Raw genomic sequence first — 19,481 nt, 5'->3', positions numbered from 1 at the left:
AGGCTTTTGAGTCTCAGGATGTTTTCAAAATCAAATCGGAGTCCTATAGTATGTTATGGAAGTACTTTTTTCAACCTGTCAAACTCACGTTTATTTACTTACAAGTGACTTGATTGCTCTTTTCAATCTAAAATCGTTCGACTGAGCATACCCTACGGAGAAGCAAGCTATGCGTAGCGTCTCTAAGAGTTGCTGTTCGCGTAGCGTTCCGCAGGAAAGTCCAAAATCCAAAATTGCTTGACTTGAAAGGGTTAGTTCTGGAGTTAATATTAACCTATTAAGCTAGTTACAAAAAAGTAGATTTGGCATGAGTAGCAAAACATCCAAGGTCAGTATTATTGGTGCGGGGAATGTGGGTGCAAACGTAGCAAATGCTTTAGTGCTACTCCGTAAATGTGTAAGAGTCGTCCTTTTTGACCGAACTTTATCAAAAGCTGAGGGACAAGCATGGGATATTGAAGACAGCATTCCCCTACTTCAGGATATGGAGATTATACCATCAAATCGGTATGAAGATTTAGCTGATTCTGATGTCATTGTCGTGACTGTTGGGATACGGCACAAACAAGGAGAGAGCCGATTAGATACGTTGAGGGAGAATGCAGAGATCATGCGTTCGACGATGAAAGAATTAGATCGAGTTGCACCGAATTCAATCGTACTTATCGTTAGCAATCCAGTGGATGTACTGACACGAATTGCTAAGGACAATTCCACTAGAGCAGAAAACCTAATTTTCGGTTCGGGAACCGTTCTTGATACTGCTAGACTAAGATATCAACTTAGTAAGCAATTGAATGTTGCTCTTCGAGACATTCATGTTTATGTGATTGGAGAGCATGGAGACAGTGAATTTATCATTTGGTCTAGTGCATTTATTGGGGGAATTGCGTTAACTGAATTTCTCATCCCACAAGAAGCAATGCTGGAAAAAATTCAGCAAGAGTACGCAGAGTTAACCCGTAAGCGAGGCTATAACATTTTTGAACGTAAAGGATATACTAGCTATGGCATATCAACAGTCGTTTCTCAGTTAGTTGATACCATTCTGCGAGATGAAAAGCAGATATTTCCAGTATCGGTGAGAGCAGATTCTAACTATGGAATTGACAGTGATATTGTTCTTGGACTTCCATGCATCATTAGCTCAATAGGTATTGAGCGCCAACTGGTGTTACCAAGAAATGCTGATGAACAACGCCTATTGGAAGAGTCAGCCACTAAACTGAATGAAGCCTACAATTCTTTGGATAATTAAAATCAACTCAAATAGTCTGTTTAAAAACGTCCTTTTTTGAATGTTAAACTAAGGCTTTCAGTAAAGCTTGAAGTTTCAGCTGCACCTCTGCAAACTCTTTGTCAGGATCGGAGCCAGCCACAATACCAGCACCAGCATACAATCTTCGCGCGATCGCCAGATTTAAAATTTATGTAACAGCAAAATCAGTATACTTTCTGACTTCGGCAGGTTGAAAGGCTAGAACTATGTGATCTTTAGGAATGCCGACACTGACGAATTCGTTAGCAATACCATCTTCGGTGCCATCTCTTTGAATCCAAATTTTATCGTTGATAATATCAATGTGGACAAGACACCCATGTACCCGTTGTTTGTTTTCCCACCCAAGTGTGAGTAGTAGGTAATGGTTTGCATTTTCATCAATAATTAGCTGTCTTTATAGTTCTCCATGAGCGTAGGGAAGTTGGGCATATTCGACTAATATTTTTTCAATTATTTTGCGATAATTATCTAAGGTATCCATTCTAGAATCACCTCTAGTTCTGAATCGAAAACGAGTAAACAAAGACGCTGATTTTCTATCAATATCTTACCAATTGGTTCTTGGAACAATTCTGAGTATGTTTGTTGACGAATAGCAAGATACAAGCGGCGGTCTGGTTCTAAGCGACTTAGAATATCGTAGTATAAAATATATTGTCCCAGAGCCTTTTCTAAATCGGTTACTGGAGAAGCACCAATAAAGCTTTTAACTTCTACTGCTATTTTATGCCCCCTTTTCTCTGCTGCTATTAGCTTTTGGGCACCTAAATCAATGTATAAATCTCTTGCACCCCATCTTCAGATAAATGGATCATTGGTAATATGCCAACTTTCTTTTTCAAGAGCGTTTTTAACAGAATCGTGGTAAATATCTTTAGCTGGCATACTAGATTAGTAATTAACTTTAAACTAATGCTTTAAGTAAAGCCTGAAGTTTAAGCTGCACCTCTGCAAACTCTCTATCAGGATCAGATCCAGCCACGATCCCAGCACCAGCATATAATCTCGCGCGATCGCCATTGATTAATGCTGAACGAATTCCCACAATAAACTCGCAGTTACCCTCAGAATCTATCCAACCCAGGGGCGCAGCATATAAACCCCTCTCAAAGCTTTCATAACTACGAATTTCGGCACAAGCAACATCTCGTGCTGCACCGGCAACGGCTGGTGTAGGATGCAATTGGGCAACAATTTTTAATGGATGGATGTTAGCAGGAACCATAGCACTTATTGGTGTCCATAAATGCTGGATATTAGATAATTGTCGCAGGCGGGGTGCTAATATTTGGGGTAACAAACCTAGCTGGCATAGGCGTTGTGTAATGAAATCAAGTACCAGCAAATGTTCATGCTTTTCTTTTTCACTATTGAGTAAGCGATTGGCATTAGCTGCATCTTCAGCAGGGGTTTTACCTCGTGGTGCAGAACCAGCCAAAGCATCAGTGATTAAGTGTTGATTATTAATACTAATTAATCTTTCTGGACTTGCACCAATAAAGTTTTGTCCTTTGCCATTACTAGTAGAAAAAATATAACAATTAGGATGTCTTTGCCTAAGATTATTTAAGGATTTAACTAAGTCAAAATGGTTGCTTGACTTGACGTCTAATACATCTGCTAGTACAATTTTACTTAAATGACTAGACCGAATTTTTTCCAAAACAGATACTACTGAACGTTTAAATTGAGCAGCATTTGTAACGGATTTTTTGTATAAATCTGCTGAAAAATAATCAATATTAGCAGAGTAACATTCTAAAGATTGGATAAATTCAATTTTATTTTGCACATTCTCCAACAATCTTTGAATATTTACATTTTCATTGATAATTATATTTGTTACTAATATGCAACGCTGATTTTTCACTGCTACTTGCCAACGTGGAAGAAAGACGGTCGCAGATGGAAAGGGATAATCTACTTGGGAATTTTTCTCAAAAAAGCTAAAATAACAAAAAAAGTGAGGCCCAGAAAAAGGTTGGTTAGCATTACCAAAATTAATTATATTTTTTAGACAAGATTTGATAAAATACTCGGCTTGACTAAAACGGTCTGCACCATCAATCTGTAATTTTGCTGTAGCATCAATTGCCGCGATCGCTTCTCCTTTACCTCTGTCCTCAAAGTAAAAATTTATTTCATTTGCTTGTGTAAGTTTATCTAATACAAGTAAAGGGTCAACTAAATTGATCTCTTGGGAGATACTAACAATTTGCCTGCAATTATTTTTGAGGCACTTTTCTTGCACTGCTACCAGAAATTGATATAAATCTTTGTGTACAAACAAATTGCTACGACATGGTGAAACTGTCATGGATTTAACGATAGTAAATTTTTTTTAAGTTAACTTCCTAAAGTCTAATTAATCGTGGTCGTATTTCTACAGGTAACATATTAAGTTATCATTTCACCAGCGTAGGATTTGTCTTGTTCGTGGTGTTCATAAACCCTGACAAGCCAGTTCCAGCCTTGGGCTGCAACCGTGAGGGTGGAGTGTTAACAACACAAGGTTAACGAGCCAGAGTAAAAGTAGGAGTTGTTTTTCGCTGATGAATATCTAGGGTCTCTTTAAATCATAAAATCTCAAGTGTGAGTAATATTCCGGCAATTTAATTAATCACCACTGATGACTACCAAGCAGATTTTATATCCCAACACTAAGTTATGGATGGCAGCGATTAAACCGCCAATGTACAGCGTTGCCATTATGCCCATTTGGGTAGGAACAGCAGTAGCATTTGCAGAAACAAAAATTTTTAATGGTGCAGTATTTTCTACTTTTGTAGCTGCGGCAATCTTAATTCTTGCCTGGGAAAATATCAGTAATGATGTCTTTGATTCCGAAACAGGTATTGATCAAAATAAGCACCATTCTTTGGTTAACTTAACAGGCAATAAGCCATTAATATTTTGGTTAGGAAATTTGTGTTTAGGTTTAGGGTTGCTGGGCATACTAGCGATCGCCTTTTGGCAACAAGACCTAACTGTTATCGGTATAATTTTGCTGTGCTGTGGTTTGGGCTATATGTACCAAGGGCCTCCCTTTCGCTTAGGATATCAGGGTTTAGGCGAGGTTCTTTGCTTTTTTGCCTTTGGCCCCTTAGCAGTGGAGGCAGCCTACTACAGCCAAACCCAAACTTGGTCAATGACAAGTTTAGCAGCCTCAGTGATTGTCGGGATTGCCACAACCTTAATTTTGTTTTGTTCACACTTTCACCAGGTTAAGGATGACATCACCGCAGGTAAGCGATCGCCTATCGTCCGTCTGGGAACAGCAAAAGGTGCTCAACTCCTAGTTTTGTTTACTGGTAGCATTTATCCCCTCACCTTGCTGTTTGTGCTGTGGGGAATTTCTCCACCTTGGACATTGCTGAGTTGGGCAAGTTTACCATTTGCCTTCAAATTATGCCGCCACGTCCAAGAAAATCACAACCAGCCCGACAAAGTTAGTAACTGTAAATTCATCGCCGTAGCCGTGCATTTCTGGAGTTGCTTGCTGTTGAGCTTGGGATTTATGCTTTAGCAATTACTAATTGATGCGTTATCAATTTAAGTTTCGTCCCTATAGGCGAAAATTTGTGCGCTCACTCACTACCAATCATGGTAATTGGGATATTCGTGAAGGTATTATCCTTCGGCTCACGGATGAAACTCTTAGAGTCGGCTGGGGAGAAATCGCCCCCATTAGCTGGTTTGGTTCCGAAACCCTAGAACAAGCCTTAGATTTTTGTCGCCAACTCCCAGCAGAAATTACAGACGACACGATTTTCTCAATCCCAGATGAGTTATCAGCTTGTCAATTTGGCTTTGAGTCAGCATGGGAAATGGGGACTGGGGGAGATGAAGAAAATAATTTCATAACTCTTAACTCCTGTACAGACGCGATTAATCGCGTCTCTACTCCTAACTCCTCACTGCTCCCCTACAGCGGCTTATTACCAGCTGGGAAAGCAGCTTTAAATCAATGGGAAACCCTATGGCAGCGAGGATATCGCACGTTTAAGTGGAAAATTGGTGTGGATGCGATCGCTCATGAACTAGAAATTTTTGAGTCATTGATACACACCTTACCAGCCTCTACGAAACTGCGATTAGACGCCAACGGTGGACTCACCTATGAAGAAGCTAGCTTATGGCTGTGGACTTGCGACAATCTCAAAGCAAATCCAGAACTTCCCCTAGAAATTGAATTTATCGAACAACCGCTACCCGTTGAGCAATTTCAGGGGATGTTGGAATTGAGTCTGAGTTATGAAACTGCGATCGCTTTAGATGAATCTGTTGCCACACTTGGGCAACTTGCTGCTTGTCATCAACAAGGTTGGCGAGGGATTTTTGTGATTAAACCTGGGATAGTTGGATCACCATCTCGTCTGAGAAAGTTTTGCCACCAGCATCAAATTGATACTGTATTTTCATCAGTATTTGAAACTGTGATCGCAAGACAAGCAGCACTCCAACTAGCAGCCGAATTATCCCGAAACAACAGGGCAATTGGTTTTGGCATCGACCATTTTTTTGAACAAGAAGAAACCTGGCTTCAAAGTTTATGGAACGACCTTTAGACTGTCTTAAAAACCTGGTTCAGGATGATTGGCTTATCGGTTATAACAGCCGTCAATTTAATCAAATAGCTCAAGAGTTATATTTAAAACTAAAACAGATATCAGCATGTGGAACACCACCAAAAATCATTTTAGCTGAACGCGAACCATTACGATTTTTAGCAAGTTTTATTGCTGCTTGTGCAGCTAATTGTCCAGTTTTTCTTTGTAACCCTGACTGGGGAACACAAGAATGGCAACAAGTCTTTGATTTAATACAGCCAGATATTATTTGGGGTATGGGGCATGGGAATAATATTCAATACCCAATGCCCAATCCCCAATCCCCAATCCCCAATCGTATTATGATTCCCACAGGTGGTTCATCGGGACAGATTAAGTTTGCCATCCACACTTGGGAAACTCTTGTAGCATCTGTACAAGGATTTACAGAATACTTTCAATTAAAGCAAGTCAATTCTTTTTGCATGTTACCGCTATATCATGTCAGCGGTTTAATGCAATTTATGCGCTCTTTTACCACTGAAGGTAAACTGGCGATCCTGCCATTCAAAGCAGTAAAAGCGGGTCAAATATTGAATATCAAACAATCAGAATTTTTTATATCTTTAGTACCAACACAGTTACAACATATCCTAGAAAATCCAGAATTAACTGAATGGCTATCCCAATTTAATACTGTACTTTTGGGAGGTGCGCCAGCATGGAGCGAAGTACTAGAAAAAGCCAGATTTCATCGCATCCGGTTAGCACCAACCTATGGCATGACAGAAACTGCCTCTCAAGTTGCTACTCTCAAACCAGATGATTTTCTCGGCGGTAAGATTAGCAGTGGTCAAATTCTTCCCCATGCAAAAGTAACTATTCGGAATCAGCAAGGCAAAATTTTAAATTCAAATCAAATAGGAAATATCACTATTCATGCTCAATCTTTAGCGCTTGGTTACTATTCTAAAACCCGAGAAAATCAGGATACTTTCCAAGTAGATGATCTAGGTTTTTTAGATGACCAAGGTCATTTAAATATTGTCGGACGTAACAGCGACAAAATTATTACAGGTGGAGAAAATATTTATCCAGCAGAGATTGAATCAGCTATACAAGCAACTCAAATGGTTGTTGATATTTGTGTCATCGGCATCCCAGATAAACACTGGGGACAAGCCTTAACAGCGATTTACATTCCCAAAAAATCAGATACCTCTGCCTTAAAAATCCAAACTCTACTCAAAGACAAACTCAGCAAATTTAAAATCCCTAAATATTGGATTCCTCAGCAAAACTTACCCCGTAACTCCCAAGGTAAAATTAACCGCCAACAGTTATATCAAATAGCTACAGAATTCCTCCAAAATCACATTACATAATCTCTCTCGACTTTCTTCTCTCTGCGCCGCGCCAGTTGCTTCAAGTCGGGGAACCCGCCCAACGCACTGGCTTCTCAGCGTCTCTGCAGTTCGTTTCCAACCACTGAGTAATCTCATCAGGTAATTCTTGCTTACTTCTACTACTTGCATCAATACAAATATGCCTAGTAATAGCCTTAGCAACTACCACCTCAGCCACTGTAATTTCGTAAGTAATTTCAAACTTCTCAACACCTAGTTTTTGGGGTATTAAACTAATCAGCAACTTGTCCCCGACAAACATAGGGCGTAAAAAATCAACATTAGCATGAACAATGGGGAAAGCCACAGACGGATTAGTGAAAAAATTTTTGAGATTAATGGTTGATGCTTCTAGAGATTCTTCATAAGCTTCATGGCAAATACCCAAAACATTAGCAAAATAAACTACCCCAGCAGCATCAGTATCTTGAAAGCGAACTGTGCGATTATAAGTAAAAGGCATTTTTGATAATTGAATTACGAATTACTTAGCTTGCTTCTCGCTTTTGGCGAGTATTACGAATTACAAATTATGTTGACTCCAACGGCGGAACCTCGAAGTCATTAAACGAGGAAACATTGAAAGATGAAGCGGCTATTGCCCTGACCAGCTTACCATCGAGAGTCAGCAAAGTAGCACCTACCTGCTGGGAAAGCGCAACATAAGAGCCATCGTAGGCGGATATTCCATAATTTAAGGCGATCGTAACTGCATCCGCCATCAAATCAGCTGTGGAGACAACACGCAAAGGGAAGCTTTTGAGAGTTGCTAAATCTGCTGGCACATCAGCAACAGCATAAAGTCTGGCGCGGACATACTTCCAAATGATGTTGCCACACTCAATGTAAAAAAGGTCTGGGACAAAGATTGCAGTCTGGGGATTGGCAAGATGAGCAAACAGTTGATTAACTTTCGGAGTTAGTGGATCGTCTGGTATAAATTGCTTAATAGCTACACTTGCGTCTACAACACACCTGAGAGGGATAGTCATCTGTCGCGGTCTTCTCGGATTAACGCAGTACTATCAGGCCATTCCACATCAGTCTGGCGACTCTCACGGCGAAGACGGATTTCCTCTAAGAGTTTTGGGACATTTTTTCGCTTTTCCTCTTCCGTTTGCTGTGTTTTCGCCTGCAAGGCATTCTGCAAGATTGTAATAATTTGATCATCAACTGAATTATTTTCAGCTTTAGCTAACTGTTGCAGCCGTTCGTATAACTCATCGGGAATATCTAGCGCATGAAGGCTAGCCATTGATTGACCTCCCAAAAGAATTTATTGGTAATGGTAGCACGATGGGAGTTTGGGGAGTGGCGATCGCCTTTGGTTTGTGAATGCGATCGCTTTATTAACTCTACTACCCACCTGTTTCTTAATCCTTCTGTTTTGATTCCTCTGACAGAGATTTTAGTGATGTTTTTCGTAAAACCCAATCAAGATAAAGTACGAGAATCTGCATTTTCAGAAAGTTGTTAGCACTTTTGATATTGGCATCGCTCAGTACCCATTTACAAAACTTTTCCAACAGTATTCCAACAACAACTTCAACAGACTTATTTACAACCAAAGGGATTAGTGTTTCTAGCATTGCGATTGCCTCAGTAGCTTGACTGAGTTCAATGTCGCAATTTTCTTTTGTAGTTATTTATCTGACTTACCTTGACTTAGCCTGACTTACACTGATTTAACTCCACAATTTGATAAAAACTTTGGCTACACTGGCTTATAAGTAATTGTGGGAGTGGTCAATGTCTATACCAGAGGACTTTCTTAAGCAACTGGAGCAATATAGTGAATTGTCGCACCGAGAGAAAGAAGTTTTTCTGGAAATATTCGGTCGCAGTAAGAATCGAGTCCACGTAGCTCAAGAATTAAATATTTCTGAAAGTAACCTTAGCACTTGCCTCACAGGCATTTACAAAAAATTTTGCATCACTGGTAATGGCCCTGTTAAAGAAAGCCGCTTACGGGAGTATCTGAGCAAAAGATACTCACAGCAAAAACCCTCTGGCGATTTAACTACAGATGACGTAGATGATTCTATTGATACCTTAGTGCAAGAAATCCGCAAACAAGTCAAACCCTACATCAAAGAAAAGTGCGGAACTATGCGGGTATTAGATATGCCTAAGCCAATTGAGTTAACAGGAAAACAAGGTATTTACACAAATGTCAATATTCTAGAGGCAATAACAGGGCGAAGACGACTAAAAGTTGCAGAACTAATGCAAAGCTGTGACTATGATAACTTTGAGCGGATTGGACTTAGCCGGGTAAAACAGAAACGAGTCTCAGGGCTAGAGGTTGTACAGCGTTATAGTAAGTTAATGGTTTTAGGTAAACCAGGAGCAGGAAAAACCACTTTTTTAAAATATCTAGCAATGCAGTGTATTGAAGGGAGATTTCAAGCAAACAGAGTTCCTTTGTTTATCACATTAAAAGATTTTGCAGAAGCACCTAAAAAACTAGATATTTTGAAATTTATTGTTCAACTCTTATCAAGCTGTGGGGTAACTCAAGGCAGTACGGCAGTAGAGAAACTGTTGAAAAAAGGTAAGGTATTGATATTGCTGGATGGGTTAGATGAAGTACGAGAGGAAGACACCAAGCGTGTTTTACGACAAATTCGGGAATTTTCTGACTTGTTTTATACTAATAAGTTTGTAATTACCTGTCGTATTGCTGCCAAAGAATACACTTATGAAAGTTTCACAGAAGTGGAAATGGCAGATTTTGACGAAAAACAAATAGCCATTTTTGCTCAAAACTGGTTCCAATTAACTGATCCCGTTAAAGCTGAAAGATTCATTCAAAAACTTAAGGAGAATAAATCAATACAAGAACTGGCAACTAGTCCTTTACTGTTGACATTACTGTGTTGGGTGTTTGGAGATAGTGGAGATTTCCCAGCAAACCGTTCTGAACTTTATCAAGAAGGATTAGATGTATTGCTGAAAAAATGGGATGCCAAACGCAACATTGAAAGAGAACAAGTCTATAAAAACCTGTCTTTGCAGCGTAAGGAAGACTTGTTGAGTCAAATAGGCTTAACTACCTTTGAGCAGAAAGATTATTTCTTTAAGCAAAAAACGGCCGAAACATACATTGCTGATTTTATCCGTAACTTACGTGATGCAGACACAGATCCAGAAGTATTGAAACTTGATAGTGAAGCCCTTTTAAAGTCTATTGAAGCACAGCACGGGTTATTAGTAGAAAGGGCAAAAGGCATCTATTCCTTTTCTCACTTGACCTTTCATGAGTATTTCGCCGCACGAGAAATAGTTGCTAATTCTGCCTGGGAAAGTTTGGTAGAGCATATTACAGAGATACGTTGGCGAGAAGTATTTTTGCTTGCTGCTGGAATGATGCGAAAGGCAGATGATTTTTTGCAGTTGATGAAGCAAAAGATTGATAAACTAGTTGCTTTAGATGAAAAGCTACAACAGTTCTTTTTCTACCTTAACCAAAAATCACTCTCTCTAGAACTTCCTTATAAGCCTACCGCAGTTAGAGCTGTTTACTTTGATTATGAAATGCTACATGAATTAAATGGTTATGTTCTTTCTCTTCCATACGCTATTGACTCTCTCCTCAATGAGGATGACAACTTCATTTTAAACTTTCAGCTTAACGAACGTGAAGAACTACGCGAAATAGCTCTCGACCATAATCTTGAATGCTGTCTTCAGCAGGCTTTGGAATCTGACTATCAATACACAGACCAGTTAGAAGCATTTATGTCTAGTGCTTTATATTGCGTTGACGATTCTAAGCTCCAAAAGATATTAAAAAAGCTTTATCACCAATTACCTGCTTTAGATGAAGATGAAACACTGTGGAAATCTAATAACCAAATTTGGGTAGAAAAACTTAGGAGTGTGATGATTGAATATCGAAATATTGGACATAACTGGCAATTCACTAAAGTACAAAAGCAAATATTAGAACAGTATTATGATGCTAATCAGCTATTAATAGATTGTCTAAATAGCGAATGCTATGTCAGTCAAGAAGTAAGGCAAGAAATTGAGGATACTTTACTATTACCAATTAACAATTTGTAGAAAATAAAATTTGTTATATAATAAGTAATAAAAATATAAATTAAAATTGATTTTTAGAAAAATACATTTGCTTGTCAAAAATTAAAGATTTAAAAAAGATATTTGCGAGCGCACTTTTACTTTTTTAGTTCGCATAGTCAAATTGTGCCAGTTTTTAGATGACAAACCAGGAGTAGCGCGAACCCTTGCTCAACAGTTATTAAGGTCAGGAACATCGATTGGAGCTAATGTAGAAGAAGCACAAGCTGCTCAAAGCAAAGCAGATTTTATCAGCAAGCTCATGATTGCACTAAAAGAATCCCGTGAAACTCGGTATTGGTTAAAGTTGCTCATTGCTGCCGAAATAGTACCTCAAGAAAGAATTAGTCAACTCCAAACCGAAGCCGAAGAACTAACAAAAATTCTTGGTGCCATTATCATCTCCACCAAAGGCTCCACCTAACCTCTTCAATTTTTAATTTTTAATTTTCAATTTTTAATTCCTCAACGGAGAGGGGGAGATTCGAACTCCCGGAGGTTTTAGCCTCATCCGATTTCAAGTCGGACGCAATCGACCACTCTGCCACCTCTCCAATAAATCTGTCAAACTTGTGCCCTAACCTACTTTCAGACACTATTCAGGCGCTTTTGTTGGTTAGCACTAAAGCTGACAGATCATACTATATCGTATCATCTACGCAGATTGCACTACTGGATGCGAATGTCTACGACACACTACGCGATCGCTCATACAAAATTTCCTCTGAAGCCACCTGGAAGTCATTGCCCACCCAAACTAAGGAAACTTGCGAAACCACACCTGCCTCTAGGGTGACGATGGAAAAATTACGCAACTTTTCGCTGCCATTTTCCACAATCCTGGGCACAGTGGCTGCATTCAAGTAAATTGTCCCCTCTGGACTTCTAAAGATGGACTTGCGCTGCACCTTCTTGGTATGGCGTAAATCTCGGTGCATATGACCAAATGTCACCAGGGGAATAGTTTTACCAGCAGTCAAGGCTTGAGAAATCGCCTCGCCAAAATCTGGATCGCCAAAGTCGCCGCCAATTGGGTGCCAGTCTTTGCCACAGGGGTCTTCGGGGCGATCGCCTAACCCACTAGGCCCATTGTGACCCAAAAATATAATCGTCTCGTAAGCAGCGCTTTTGACTGCTTTAAAGATGCGATCGGCAGATTCTTCCAAACTCGTCACACCGTAACGTTCTTTACAGATTTCCGTGAATTTCCACTCTGGACCACCCCAGGTAAAGGGACGACCCCCCACTACAGTTAAATTCCAAGCGGGAAAATCTAGCTTACCGTAACCGACATGGGATGGGCCTAATAAATCGAGTTGTTTCTGTACCCAGTCTTCCTTAGAGCGGTCATAAGGAGCCTTCTTACGTCCCCATTCGGTGGCCGTGTACCAGGCATCGTGGTTGCCCATTACGGCTGCTTTGGGAATATCGAGAGAGGCGATCACTCTGACCACTTCCACCGATTCATTGCCAAAATCCCCCACAAACAGCGCTAAGTCAACACCCAAATGCTTGAGTGCAATACCATCTTCCACTTCCCATTGGTCGTGAACATCTCCAATTACAGCAATTTTCAGGGTTATCGATTGAGTTTTCTGACTGGTCATGCCACTTTCCTTGCCGTCTATCTCCAGGATATGAAACTCAGCCCGATTTGGACACAACCCGAAAATATCAACCGCCCACTATTTTTGGTAAAAACTACTATAATTGATTCCACAGGACATAAATTTGCAACTTAGAGCACCCCTTAACTGTGTTTACTACTGCACTGGCTCAACGAGAAAAAACCCAACCGGGTGAACTACCACTAGATTTGTTTGCCGCCATTGAGAGTCTCAAAAAAGAACTCAATGCAGTTATTCTGGCACATTATTATCAAGAGCCAGATATTCAAGATATTGCAGACTTTATTGGGGATTCATTACAACTGGCGAAAGCAGCAGAAAAAACCAATGCGGATGTGATCGTCTTTGCTGGTGTTCACTTCATGGCAGAAACAGCAAAGATACTTAATCCCGATAAATTAGTACTTTTACCAGATTTGAATGCTGGTTGTTCTTTAGCTGACAGTTGTCCACCAGAGGCGTTTGCAGCTTTTAAAGCAGCGCATCCAGATCATTTGGTAGTGTCTTACATCAACTGCTCTGCTGATATTAAAGCGATGAGCGATATTATTTGTACTAGTTCCAACGCTGTTAAAATTGTGCAGCAAATACCGAAGGAACAGCCGATTATTTTTGCTCCAGATCGAAATTTGGGGCGGTATGTCATGGAGCAAACTGGACGAGATTTAGTGCTATGGCAAGGTAGCTGTGTTGTCCATGAAACCTTTTCGGAAAAGAAAATTGTTCAGTTAAAAATTGCCTACCCAGAAGCAGAGGCGATCGCCCACCCAGAATGTGAAAGTAGTGTATTGCGCCACGCCAGCTTTATTGGCTCCACAGCCGCTTTACTCAAACATTGTCAAAACAGCCCCGCTAGAGAATTTATCGTGGCTACGGAGCCTGGAATCATTCACCAAATGCAAAAACTAGCTCCTGACAAGCGTTTTATTCCTGCCCCGCCGATAAATAACTGCGCTTGTAACGAATGTCCCTTTATGCGGTTAAACACTCTAGAAAAGCTTTACTGGGCAATGAAAAATCGTACTCCCGAAATTACCATGTCAGAGGATATTCGCCTTGCGGCACTGCGACCAATGCAACGAATGCTGGAAATGAGTGTGTAACTAGTATTTTTTATCCAATTTGTAGAGACGTGTTTTATCGCGTCTCTACCCACAAGTTATTTTTTTAACCACTTGCAATTTACAAAAGATGATGCTATGATTTTAAATCGTGAGACAAATTGGGTCGGTGTCCGAGTGGTTAATGGAGACGGACTGTAAATCCGTTGGCTAGCGCCTACGCTGGTTCAAATCCAGCCCGGCCCACCACTTACGAAGTTATAGGTTATAATGTCTGGGTAAAGAGCAAAGCTCCCAGCATTGTAACTTACAACTGAAAAAGCAAAGTTGTTTTTTGCCCGTGTGGCTCAGTGGTAGAGCACACCCTTGGTAAGGGTGAGGTCACGAGTTCAATCCTCGTCACGGGCTTTTTAAATTGATAAAATAATCAACAGAAAACCAATAGTTTCAGGCTTTTAAAGGAATTCTGATGTTGAGAAGCTAAGTCTCTTACTTGTATTTATGACTATTTTGGCTATGATCTTGACTATCAGGTCAGAATTTCGGATATCCAGCTTGTTTTTTGGCTATGATTTGGCTATGATTTTGTAGGCTAAATACAAGCCATAGAGACATTTATCCTACTATTTAGCAACGCCCTTTTTTCACTCTCTCCTCTAAAGTCCTTGGATCTGATTACAAATTTTATTATCAATCTGTGATTCCTGAATTACTGAAAAGTCATCCGAATCATCATGTAATCCGTGAGAAGCGATAAATCTACTCCCATCTTCTACCTCAAAGAGTAATCCAATTTCATTTGCAAGATCTGCATATAGTGGATTACTGTAGCTTCTTTTTAAAATAGTTATATTTGATATACGTTGCCCTACTAACCTAGCCCAAAAATTATTACTGTATACTGCATCTATTGCATCTACTGGATAAAGCTCGTTATCTTCTTCAGCTAGTTCTTCACTTGTTTCAGTAACCTCGTTTTTCTCAACCCAGATAGTAACTGAGTTTTTTGATGGTTGACTTGAATATCCAATAACTAGCCCTGAGTCAAAGCTCATGATAAGACAGCCGGCTGTCAATGAAAAAACTTCTTTTGCTTCAATGCCGTATTCCAGAACCGCCCTATCAGGTGGCTCCCAACTATATCTAGTCAAATTAAATATCATAAGTCCCTTAAGGGAGTCTAAAACCTCACTCCGATTAGATGGAATATCTGATGTATATAAAAAAGTTTTCATTTATTTAGTTTTTTTGAGCGGACTCAATAAGTTTCAATCATGGTCATGGATTGTTAACTGTTCTTCCACTTTTGCATAAGCTTTCTTCACCCAATATCCTCTAGGTGGTCTTTTCTACCCCATAAGCCTTACACCACTTTTCTACAGCTTTATCAGACACACCAAAATCTCTCCCAATTTGTGCAGTTGCCTTTTCCCAAACTAGTTTTCCTAGTTCTTCTTTTGATGGCCTTTCAACTTTTCTGGTATGAATTCTAGAGTCTGGGTTAACCTTTCTAGTTGTTAAGTCAACGCCAAACTCCTTGTAGGTTCGCTTAGATGCTGCTTCAGTTAAATCTGTAAAATCTTCCCACCAATAAAAAGGATTGGGTGATTTAGGTGGCGTTGTCCTGATTCCACAACCGCCAAACTTGATTGATGGATATACTACTTTGTTTATATCTGGCAAATAAAGGCCATAGAAATCAAAGTCATCAGATTTGTACTTTTTCTCATGACAACCGTTCTTGTCTGCCCAATTGGTTTTATTTTTCAGTGTGCCATCGATACTGTATTTAGCTTGAATTCTGTAACATTTGCCATCTTTGTAGGCAATCAAATCAAACGGTGCATGTTCAGTTACTACTGGTACAAAAACCGAATATTCTTTCTCAACTAAATCTGCTATGACTTTAGCAGCTGCTAGATCACCCTTATCTTTTGTATGGTGCATTTATATGAACTTTCAAGCCTATTTGATAAATTACCATGAAAAGGCTTCTTTAGGGTTCGTATTACATTAAAACGAGCGCGGCAGGGTTCGAACCTGCGACCAACGGATTAGAAATCCGTGGCTCTATCCACTGAGCTACGCGCCCAATACAAAATAATGGCTCACAGAGGAGTCATCTAAAATATTATATCGTTTCCGCATACCAAGAAGCAATTGAAAATTGCAGATTTACCACTAGCAAGGCTAAGATGCTAGTCGCTAGTTAGTCAATCTACACTACACTAAAAACGAAACAGATGGGGTATTGGTTTAGATATATTGAGTTATCGAGGGGTTACTTGCCCGTTAGCGCCAACGCCCTCTGGGCGGCTACCTTCGGGAAGGATCTGGCGATCGCTAGGCCCATTTTCACAGTCTGCTAGGTAATTTCAGCCTTGGCGATGCTGCCAAATGCCATTATATATTCCATATTAAGAGTGCCCCTGTGAGGAGTTATTTGCTAGTGCCATGTTTATTCTCAAACGGCAGGATGTTGAAATATCAAGCATTCAGCACCCAAAACGGGATCAGCAGATGCCGATCCTCAATTATCAAGGGCAAACTTTTCGCTTGATTAGTGTGTTCAAAGCTAGTCAAGAAGAAGAAGCTAGAGCCTTATGGAGAGAACTAACGGATAACCGGGGTAAAGCCTGTGTTTTACTAGAGGAACCGGAACGCTTTACCGTCTGGGGTAAAATCCGTTTAGAGCAACTGGGTAATGACACAGGTAGTCATAGTAAAACGGGGATTTTGATCCAAGCCAGTATTTTACTGTTGCAAGGTGTTTATATCGATGTTGAAGAGTTTTTAGGTGCTCGGCAAGCTGCATTATTTGAAAAAGATATTGCCGAAGTTTTACAGCAGAAGCAATTTCCCCAAGCATCTTCTTTAGAAGCAGTTAAATATTTGGTATCTACTAATCCTTTACCGAGTGCCAAAATGCCTGATTGGCAAGAAAACCATGTAGTTACCCTTTTACAAGAACTGCATCGATTAGGAAAGGCGTATTTTGGCAACGCCAATTTTACCAAACAAGTGATTTATAAGCTAGAAGATATGCCAGAAGCCGAGCGATCGCTGTTTATCAGTTGGCTAAACCAATCGCCACTGGGTAAACTATGGCAGTAGCATGGAAATTTTTAATAAAAGTTCCTGCCACTGGCACTTGCTTTTAGTGTCCGATTGTGCATTACCTGACAGATAAACTGCTAGGCACACAGTTCTTTAATTCAAAATACTGCCAGAGTGCATCTACATAGTCAAGCCCTATGAATAACTCTTACAACAAATCGTTCCTTTTTAAATCCATTTTTACGACTCAGAACATTGTCTTAGCTAATATTGGCTGGGCCGTACTGGCACTGCTATACTTTTTGTTATTTAGTGCCAAAGTTCCCGGAGCAGATGGCATAGAAAGCCGGGCCGAGTGGTATGTGATTGGCACAAATATTTTTGAAGCTTTAGCTTATTTGAGTGCCAGTATCTTATGCTTGAGGAACTGGTTGAGTCCGCAAATCGTCAGTGGGCGGAATGTTTGGCTCTTAATTGGCTTAGGTATGCTTTCCTATTTCGTTGGGGGGATAATTTTTGGCTATACCGAAATAGTTTTAAAAGATGAACCGGATGTGTCTTCAGGCGATATATTTTTTGTACTCACTTATCTATTACTTGGCGCAGGCATGATTTTAGCTGTGGCTTCCAGGCGAATCAATCTGGAAAAATGGCAGTGGCTAATTGTGTTAGCAATTGCAATGTTCGGTAGTTTGTTGGCATGGTGGATTTCTATGCAACAGGAGACACCCTCAGAACTGCTAGTTGCTATCTTGAACTGGTTTTATGTAGTTAGCGATGTGGTTTTGTTAATTATTGCTACCATTCTGCTGTTAGCCTTTTGGGGGGGAAGAGTTTCCCAGTCTTGGCGAATGATTGCAGCGGCGGCCTTTTCGCTCTACATTGCAGATATGTGGTTTAAATACGCCCAAGGCCCCAATTATCAAAGTGGGGAGATATTAGAAGTGTTTTGGGTGTTTAGTGGAGTGTTATTTGGCATGGGCGCTGTCTTAGAATATGACGCATCACTAAGACGAACGCGGCGTACCAGCGGACGAAAACGAGCTTAGTAAAGATTTTTGGTATCTACCGTGAGAAAATTAACAGACTCTGACAAGCAAGAAATTCTGAAGTTATATCGAGAGACTGCCGAAACAACCTCAACTTTGGCAGACCGCTATGGTGTGAGTAACTCGACAATTAGTCGCCTGCTCAAAAGCACTTTGCCAGAAGATGAGTATGAATACTTGGTCTCTTTAAAGCGGGCTGCGAGAACTCCTGAAGGAAGGGCACAGGTAAGTTACGAGCAGTTACCCCTGCTGAGTCAACCAGAGCCGGAGATAGAAGTTCCACCCAGCCAAAGCCAACCCTTGGAGTTGCCAAAGGTTGAGCCACAGCTGCGTCGGGTAATTCATGTAGAACAGGAACTTTACTCAGAGGAAACGGCAGAGTCAATCGCCGCTAGTAGACGGGTGCGGCGACGCCCCTCGGCGTCAGAAAAACCGAAGTTACGAGTAACCGAGAAATTAGAAACTCCAGAGCAAAAGCCGCTGGAAATAGTCAACATCCCCATCCCACCGCTAAAGAATGAACATCCAGGAGCGGCGGTCATCGCGCAAATGCTGGGCGATGATTTACTAGACGATTCAGAGGATTTGGATGATTTAGAAGATGATGATTTAGAAGATGACGACTTTGAGGAAGAAGACTTTGATGATGATGACCTGGATGACCAAAGACCTTTAGTCACAAAACGAAGACCAGGTGAAGCATCAGTTCAAGTTTTACCATTGTCTGTAGCCAATTTGCCCAAAACTTGCTATTTGGTAATTGACCGTTCCTCGGAATTGATTACACGACCTCTCAAGGACTTTGGTGACTTAGGGCAAATTCCCAGCCTGGAAACCCAGCAAAGAACTCTGCCGGTGTTTGATAACCATCGCGTCGCCAAGCGCTTTTCTACGAAGCGCGATCGCGTGATTAAAGTTCCTGATAGTAAAATGCTCCATAAGGCTCGAACTCATCTGCAAGCCAAGGGCATCACACGACTGCTGATTGATGGTCAGGTTTATTCCTTGTCTACGACGGTTTAGAGGTTATGGAGACACCTACTGGCTATGGTGTGGTATTGGTGACAGCTGGCAACATGCAGGAGGCAGAAGCAATTGCAAATGCCCTTGTGGAAGCTAAACTTGCTGCTTGTGTGAATCTGTTACCAATCCACTCAATTTACACCTGGCAAGGGGAACTGCATAATGAGCAAGAATGGCAATTACTGATTAAAACTGATTTGGCGCAATTTCCGGCAATGGAGGCCAAAATTAAGGAAATGCATTCCTATGAAGTGCCAGAAATTATTGCTTTACCAATTGTTGCCGGTTCTCAAGCCTATTTGCAGTGGATTTCTCAGCAAGTTAAAAGTCAAGAGTGAG

18 protein-coding genes, 4 tRNA genes and 3 pseudogenes are annotated in these 19,481 nt (G+C 40.6%); 14 read left to right on the top strand and 11 right to left on the bottom strand.

All coding sequences use genetic code 11. The annotated features are described in order from the left end of the window. Positions 1–304 precede the first annotated feature (304 nt). Positions 305–1,258, top strand: a pseudogene (locus V7K48_RS14780) (L-lactate dehydrogenase); the annotation flags it as partial. Positions 1,259–1,427: 169 nt separating this feature from the next. Here the strand turns inward: V7K48_RS14780 and V7K48_RS14775 are convergent. From V7K48_RS14775 to V7K48_RS14765, 3 genes and pseudogenes are all read right to left on the bottom strand, one after another. Continuing rightward, positions 1,428–1,664, bottom strand: a complete 237-nt coding sequence (locus V7K48_RS14775) for a XisI protein (protein WP_442949439.1) — start codon at positions 1,662–1,664, stop codon at positions 1,428–1,430. Positions 1,665–1,750: 86 nt separating this feature from the next. Next, positions 1,751–2,167: pseudogene (locus V7K48_RS14770) on the bottom strand (element excision factor XisH family protein). Positions 2,168–2,186: 19 nt separating this feature from the next. Further along, positions 2,187–3,599, bottom strand: a complete 1,413-nt coding sequence (locus V7K48_RS14765) for an isochorismate synthase (RefSeq protein ID WP_335073612.1) — start codon at positions 3,597–3,599, stop codon at positions 2,187–2,189. A 312-nt stretch (positions 3,600–3,911) separates the two neighbouring features. On the opposite strand from V7K48_RS14765, the gene menA reads away from it, so the two are divergent. The 3 genes from menA to V7K48_RS14750 are packed head-to-tail and all read left to right on the top strand — an operon-like array spanning position 3,912 to position 7,217. After that, positions 3,912–4,808 carry a 2-carboxy-1,4-naphthoquinone phytyltransferase gene (menA, locus tag V7K48_RS14760; RefSeq protein WP_335073610.1) on the top strand — a complete coding sequence of 299 codons (897 nt, stop codon included), beginning with the start codon at positions 3,912–3,914 and terminating at the stop codon, positions 4,806–4,808. 13 nt (positions 4,809–4,821) lie between these two features. Beyond that, positions 4,822–5,850: an o-succinylbenzoate synthase gene (locus V7K48_RS14755; protein WP_335073608.1), complete on the top strand. Its 1,029-nt coding sequence runs from the start codon at positions 4,822–4,824 to the stop codon at positions 5,848–5,850. After that, positions 5,835–7,217 carry a 2-succinylbenzoate--CoA ligase gene (locus V7K48_RS14750; protein WP_335073606.1) on the top strand — a complete coding sequence of 461 codons (1,383 nt, stop codon included), beginning with the start codon at positions 5,835–5,837 and terminating at the stop codon, positions 7,215–7,217. The genes V7K48_RS14755 and V7K48_RS14750 overlap by 16 nt, the downstream gene beginning before the upstream one ends. A gap of 40 nt (positions 7,218–7,257) precedes the next feature. Here the strand turns inward: V7K48_RS14750 and V7K48_RS14745 are convergent, their stop codons facing one another. The 3 genes from V7K48_RS14745 to V7K48_RS14735 all read right to left on the bottom strand — a co-directional run bounded on the left by V7K48_RS14745 (position 7,258) and on the right by V7K48_RS14735 (position 8,493). Further along, a complete protein-coding gene (locus V7K48_RS14745) occupies positions 7,258–7,701 on the bottom strand; it encodes an acyl-CoA thioesterase (protein ID WP_335073604.1) in 444 nt (147 codons plus the stop codon). 67 nt (positions 7,702–7,768) lie between these two features. After that, on the bottom strand, positions 7,769–8,230 hold the full coding sequence (locus V7K48_RS14740; protein WP_335073602.1) for a type II toxin-antitoxin system VapC family toxin: 462 nt from the start codon (positions 8,228–8,230) through the stop codon (positions 7,769–7,771). Continuing rightward, entirely contained in the window at positions 8,227–8,493 is a 267-nt protein-coding gene (locus tag V7K48_RS14735) for a hypothetical protein (protein ID WP_335073600.1), read from the bottom strand. Before V7K48_RS14735 ends, V7K48_RS14740 begins: the two co-directional genes overlap by 4 nt. A 30-nt stretch (positions 8,494–8,523) precedes the next feature. Here V7K48_RS14735 and V7K48_RS14730 point away from each other — a divergent pair, with 30 nt between their 5' ends. From V7K48_RS14730 to V7K48_RS14720, 3 genes are all read left to right on the top strand, one after another. Continuing rightward, positions 8,524–8,715 carry a hypothetical protein gene (locus V7K48_RS14730; RefSeq protein ID WP_335073598.1) on the top strand — a complete coding sequence of 64 codons (192 nt, stop codon included), beginning with the start codon at positions 8,524–8,526 and terminating at the stop codon, positions 8,713–8,715. 272 nt (positions 8,716–8,987) lie between these two features. Then, entirely contained in the window at positions 8,988–11,306 is a 2,319-nt protein-coding gene (locus tag V7K48_RS14725; RefSeq protein WP_335073596.1) for an NACHT domain-containing protein, read from the top strand. A 100-nt stretch (positions 11,307–11,406) separates the two neighbouring features. After that, positions 11,407–11,748: a four helix bundle protein gene (locus V7K48_RS14720; RefSeq protein ID WP_335073921.1), complete on the top strand. Its 342-nt coding sequence runs from the start codon at positions 11,407–11,409 to the stop codon at positions 11,746–11,748. Positions 11,749–11,793: 45 nt separating this feature from the next. Here the strand turns inward: V7K48_RS14720 and V7K48_RS14715 are convergent. Beyond that, positions 11,794–11,878: transfer RNA gene (locus tag V7K48_RS14715), tRNA-Ser, on the bottom strand. Positions 11,879–12,010: 132 nt separating this feature from the next. Then, the gene (locus tag V7K48_RS14710; RefSeq protein WP_335073594.1) at positions 12,011–12,931 is read right to left on the bottom strand and encodes a TIGR04168 family protein; all 921 of its coding nucleotides are present in this window, start codon (positions 12,929–12,931) and stop codon (positions 12,011–12,013) included. Positions 12,932–13,080: 149 nt separating this feature from the next. Here V7K48_RS14710 and nadA point away from each other — a divergent pair, with 149 nt between their 5' ends. From nadA to V7K48_RS14695, 3 genes are all read left to right on the top strand, one after another. Beyond that, entirely contained in the window at positions 13,081–14,055 is a 975-nt protein-coding gene (nadA, locus tag V7K48_RS14705) for a quinolinate synthase NadA (RefSeq protein ID WP_335073592.1), read from the top strand. Between the two features lie 121 nt (positions 14,056–14,176). Beyond that, positions 14,177–14,262, top strand: a tRNA-Tyr gene (locus V7K48_RS14700). An 87-nt stretch (positions 14,263–14,349) separates the two neighbouring features. Beyond that, positions 14,350–14,421: transfer RNA gene (locus tag V7K48_RS14695), tRNA-Thr, on the top strand. Positions 14,422–14,669: 248 nt separating this feature from the next. Here V7K48_RS14695 and V7K48_RS14690 read toward each other — a convergent pair. From V7K48_RS14690 to V7K48_RS14680, 3 genes and pseudogenes are all read right to left on the bottom strand, one after another. After that, positions 14,670–15,248: a hypothetical protein gene (locus tag V7K48_RS14690; protein ID WP_335073590.1), complete on the bottom strand. Its 579-nt coding sequence runs from the start codon at positions 15,246–15,248 to the stop codon at positions 14,670–14,672. A gap of 33 nt (positions 15,249–15,281) precedes the next feature. Continuing rightward, positions 15,282–15,960: pseudogene (locus V7K48_RS14685) on the bottom strand (group I intron-associated PD-(D/E)XK endonuclease). A gap of 72 nt (positions 15,961–16,032) precedes the next feature. Continuing rightward, a tRNA-Arg gene (locus tag V7K48_RS14680) sits at positions 16,033–16,105 on the bottom strand. A gap of 362 nt (positions 16,106–16,467) precedes the next feature. Between V7K48_RS14680 and V7K48_RS14675 the strand changes: the two genes are divergently transcribed. The 4 genes from V7K48_RS14675 to cutA all read left to right on the top strand — a co-directional run bounded on the left by V7K48_RS14675 (position 16,468) and on the right by cutA (position 19,480). Continuing rightward, on the top strand, positions 16,468–17,127 hold the full coding sequence (locus V7K48_RS14675) for an Npun_F0813 family protein (RefSeq protein ID WP_335073588.1): 660 nt from the start codon (positions 16,468–16,470) through the stop codon (positions 17,125–17,127). A gap of 140 nt (positions 17,128–17,267) precedes the next feature. Further along, positions 17,268–18,119, top strand: coding sequence for a hypothetical protein (locus V7K48_RS14670; protein ID WP_335073585.1), 852 nt, complete (start codon positions 17,268–17,270; stop codon positions 18,117–18,119). A gap of 21 nt (positions 18,120–18,140) precedes the next feature. Then, the gene (locus V7K48_RS14665; protein WP_335073583.1) at positions 18,141–19,142 is read left to right on the top strand and encodes a transposase; all 1,002 of its coding nucleotides are present in this window, start codon (positions 18,141–18,143) and stop codon (positions 19,140–19,142) included. A 5-nt stretch (positions 19,143–19,147) separates the two neighbouring features. Then, positions 19,148–19,480 carry a divalent-cation tolerance protein CutA gene (gene cutA / locus V7K48_RS14660; RefSeq protein WP_335073581.1) on the top strand — a complete coding sequence of 111 codons (333 nt, stop codon included), beginning with the start codon at positions 19,148–19,150 and terminating at the stop codon, positions 19,478–19,480. The last annotated feature ends 1 nt before the right edge of the window (position 19,481 follow it).

The organism is Nostoc sp., assembly GCF_036919615.1.
Classification (GTDB): domain Bacteria; phylum Cyanobacteriota; class Cyanobacteriia; order Cyanobacteriales; family Nostocaceae; genus Nostoc.
The sequence above is the reverse complement of the archived record's forward strand: the minus strand, read 5'-3'. Positions and strand labels throughout refer to the sequence as shown.

Bases quoted from the DNA above. Each gene is read 5' to 3' on its own strand.
- V7K48_RS14765 (WP_335073612.1), bottom strand. From the start codon at position 3,599: ATGACAGTTTCACCATGTCGTAGCAATTTGTTTGTACACAAAGATTTA.
- menA (WP_335073610.1), top strand. From the start codon at position 3,912: ATGACTACCAAGCAGATTTTATATCCCAACACTAAGTTATGGATGGCA.
- V7K48_RS14755 (WP_335073608.1), top strand. From the start codon at position 4,822: ATGCGTTATCAATTTAAGTTTCGTCCCTATAGGCGAAAATTTGTGCGC.
- V7K48_RS14750 (WP_335073606.1), top strand. From the start codon at position 5,835: ATGGAACGACCTTTAGACTGTCTTAAAAACCTGGTTCAGGATGATTGG.
- V7K48_RS14745 (WP_335073604.1), bottom strand. From the start codon at position 7,701: ATGCCTTTTACTTATAATCGCACAGTTCGCTTTCAAGATACTGATGCT.
- V7K48_RS14740 (WP_335073602.1), bottom strand. From the start codon at position 8,230: ATGACTATCCCTCTCAGGTGTGTTGTAGACGCAAGTGTAGCTATTAAG.
- V7K48_RS14735 (WP_335073600.1), bottom strand. From the start codon at position 8,493: ATGGCTAGCCTTCATGCGCTAGATATTCCCGATGAGTTATACGAACGG.
- V7K48_RS14730 (WP_335073598.1), top strand. From the start codon at position 8,524: ATGGTAGCACGATGGGAGTTTGGGGAGTGGCGATCGCCTTTGGTTTGT.
- V7K48_RS14725 (WP_335073596.1), top strand. From the start codon at position 8,988: ATGTCTATACCAGAGGACTTTCTTAAGCAACTGGAGCAATATAGTGAA.
- V7K48_RS14710 (WP_335073594.1), bottom strand. From the start codon at position 12,931: ATGACCAGTCAGAAAACTCAATCGATAACCCTGAAAATTGCTGTAATT.
- V7K48_RS14690 (WP_335073590.1), bottom strand. From the start codon at position 15,248: ATGAAAACTTTTTTATATACATCAGATATTCCATCTAATCGGAGTGAG.
- V7K48_RS14675 (WP_335073588.1), top strand. From the start codon at position 16,468: ATGTTTATTCTCAAACGGCAGGATGTTGAAATATCAAGCATTCAGCAC.
- V7K48_RS14670 (WP_335073585.1), top strand. From the start codon at position 17,268: ATGAATAACTCTTACAACAAATCGTTCCTTTTTAAATCCATTTTTACG.
- cutA (WP_335073581.1), top strand. From the start codon at position 19,148: ATGGAGACACCTACTGGCTATGGTGTGGTATTGGTGACAGCTGGCAAC.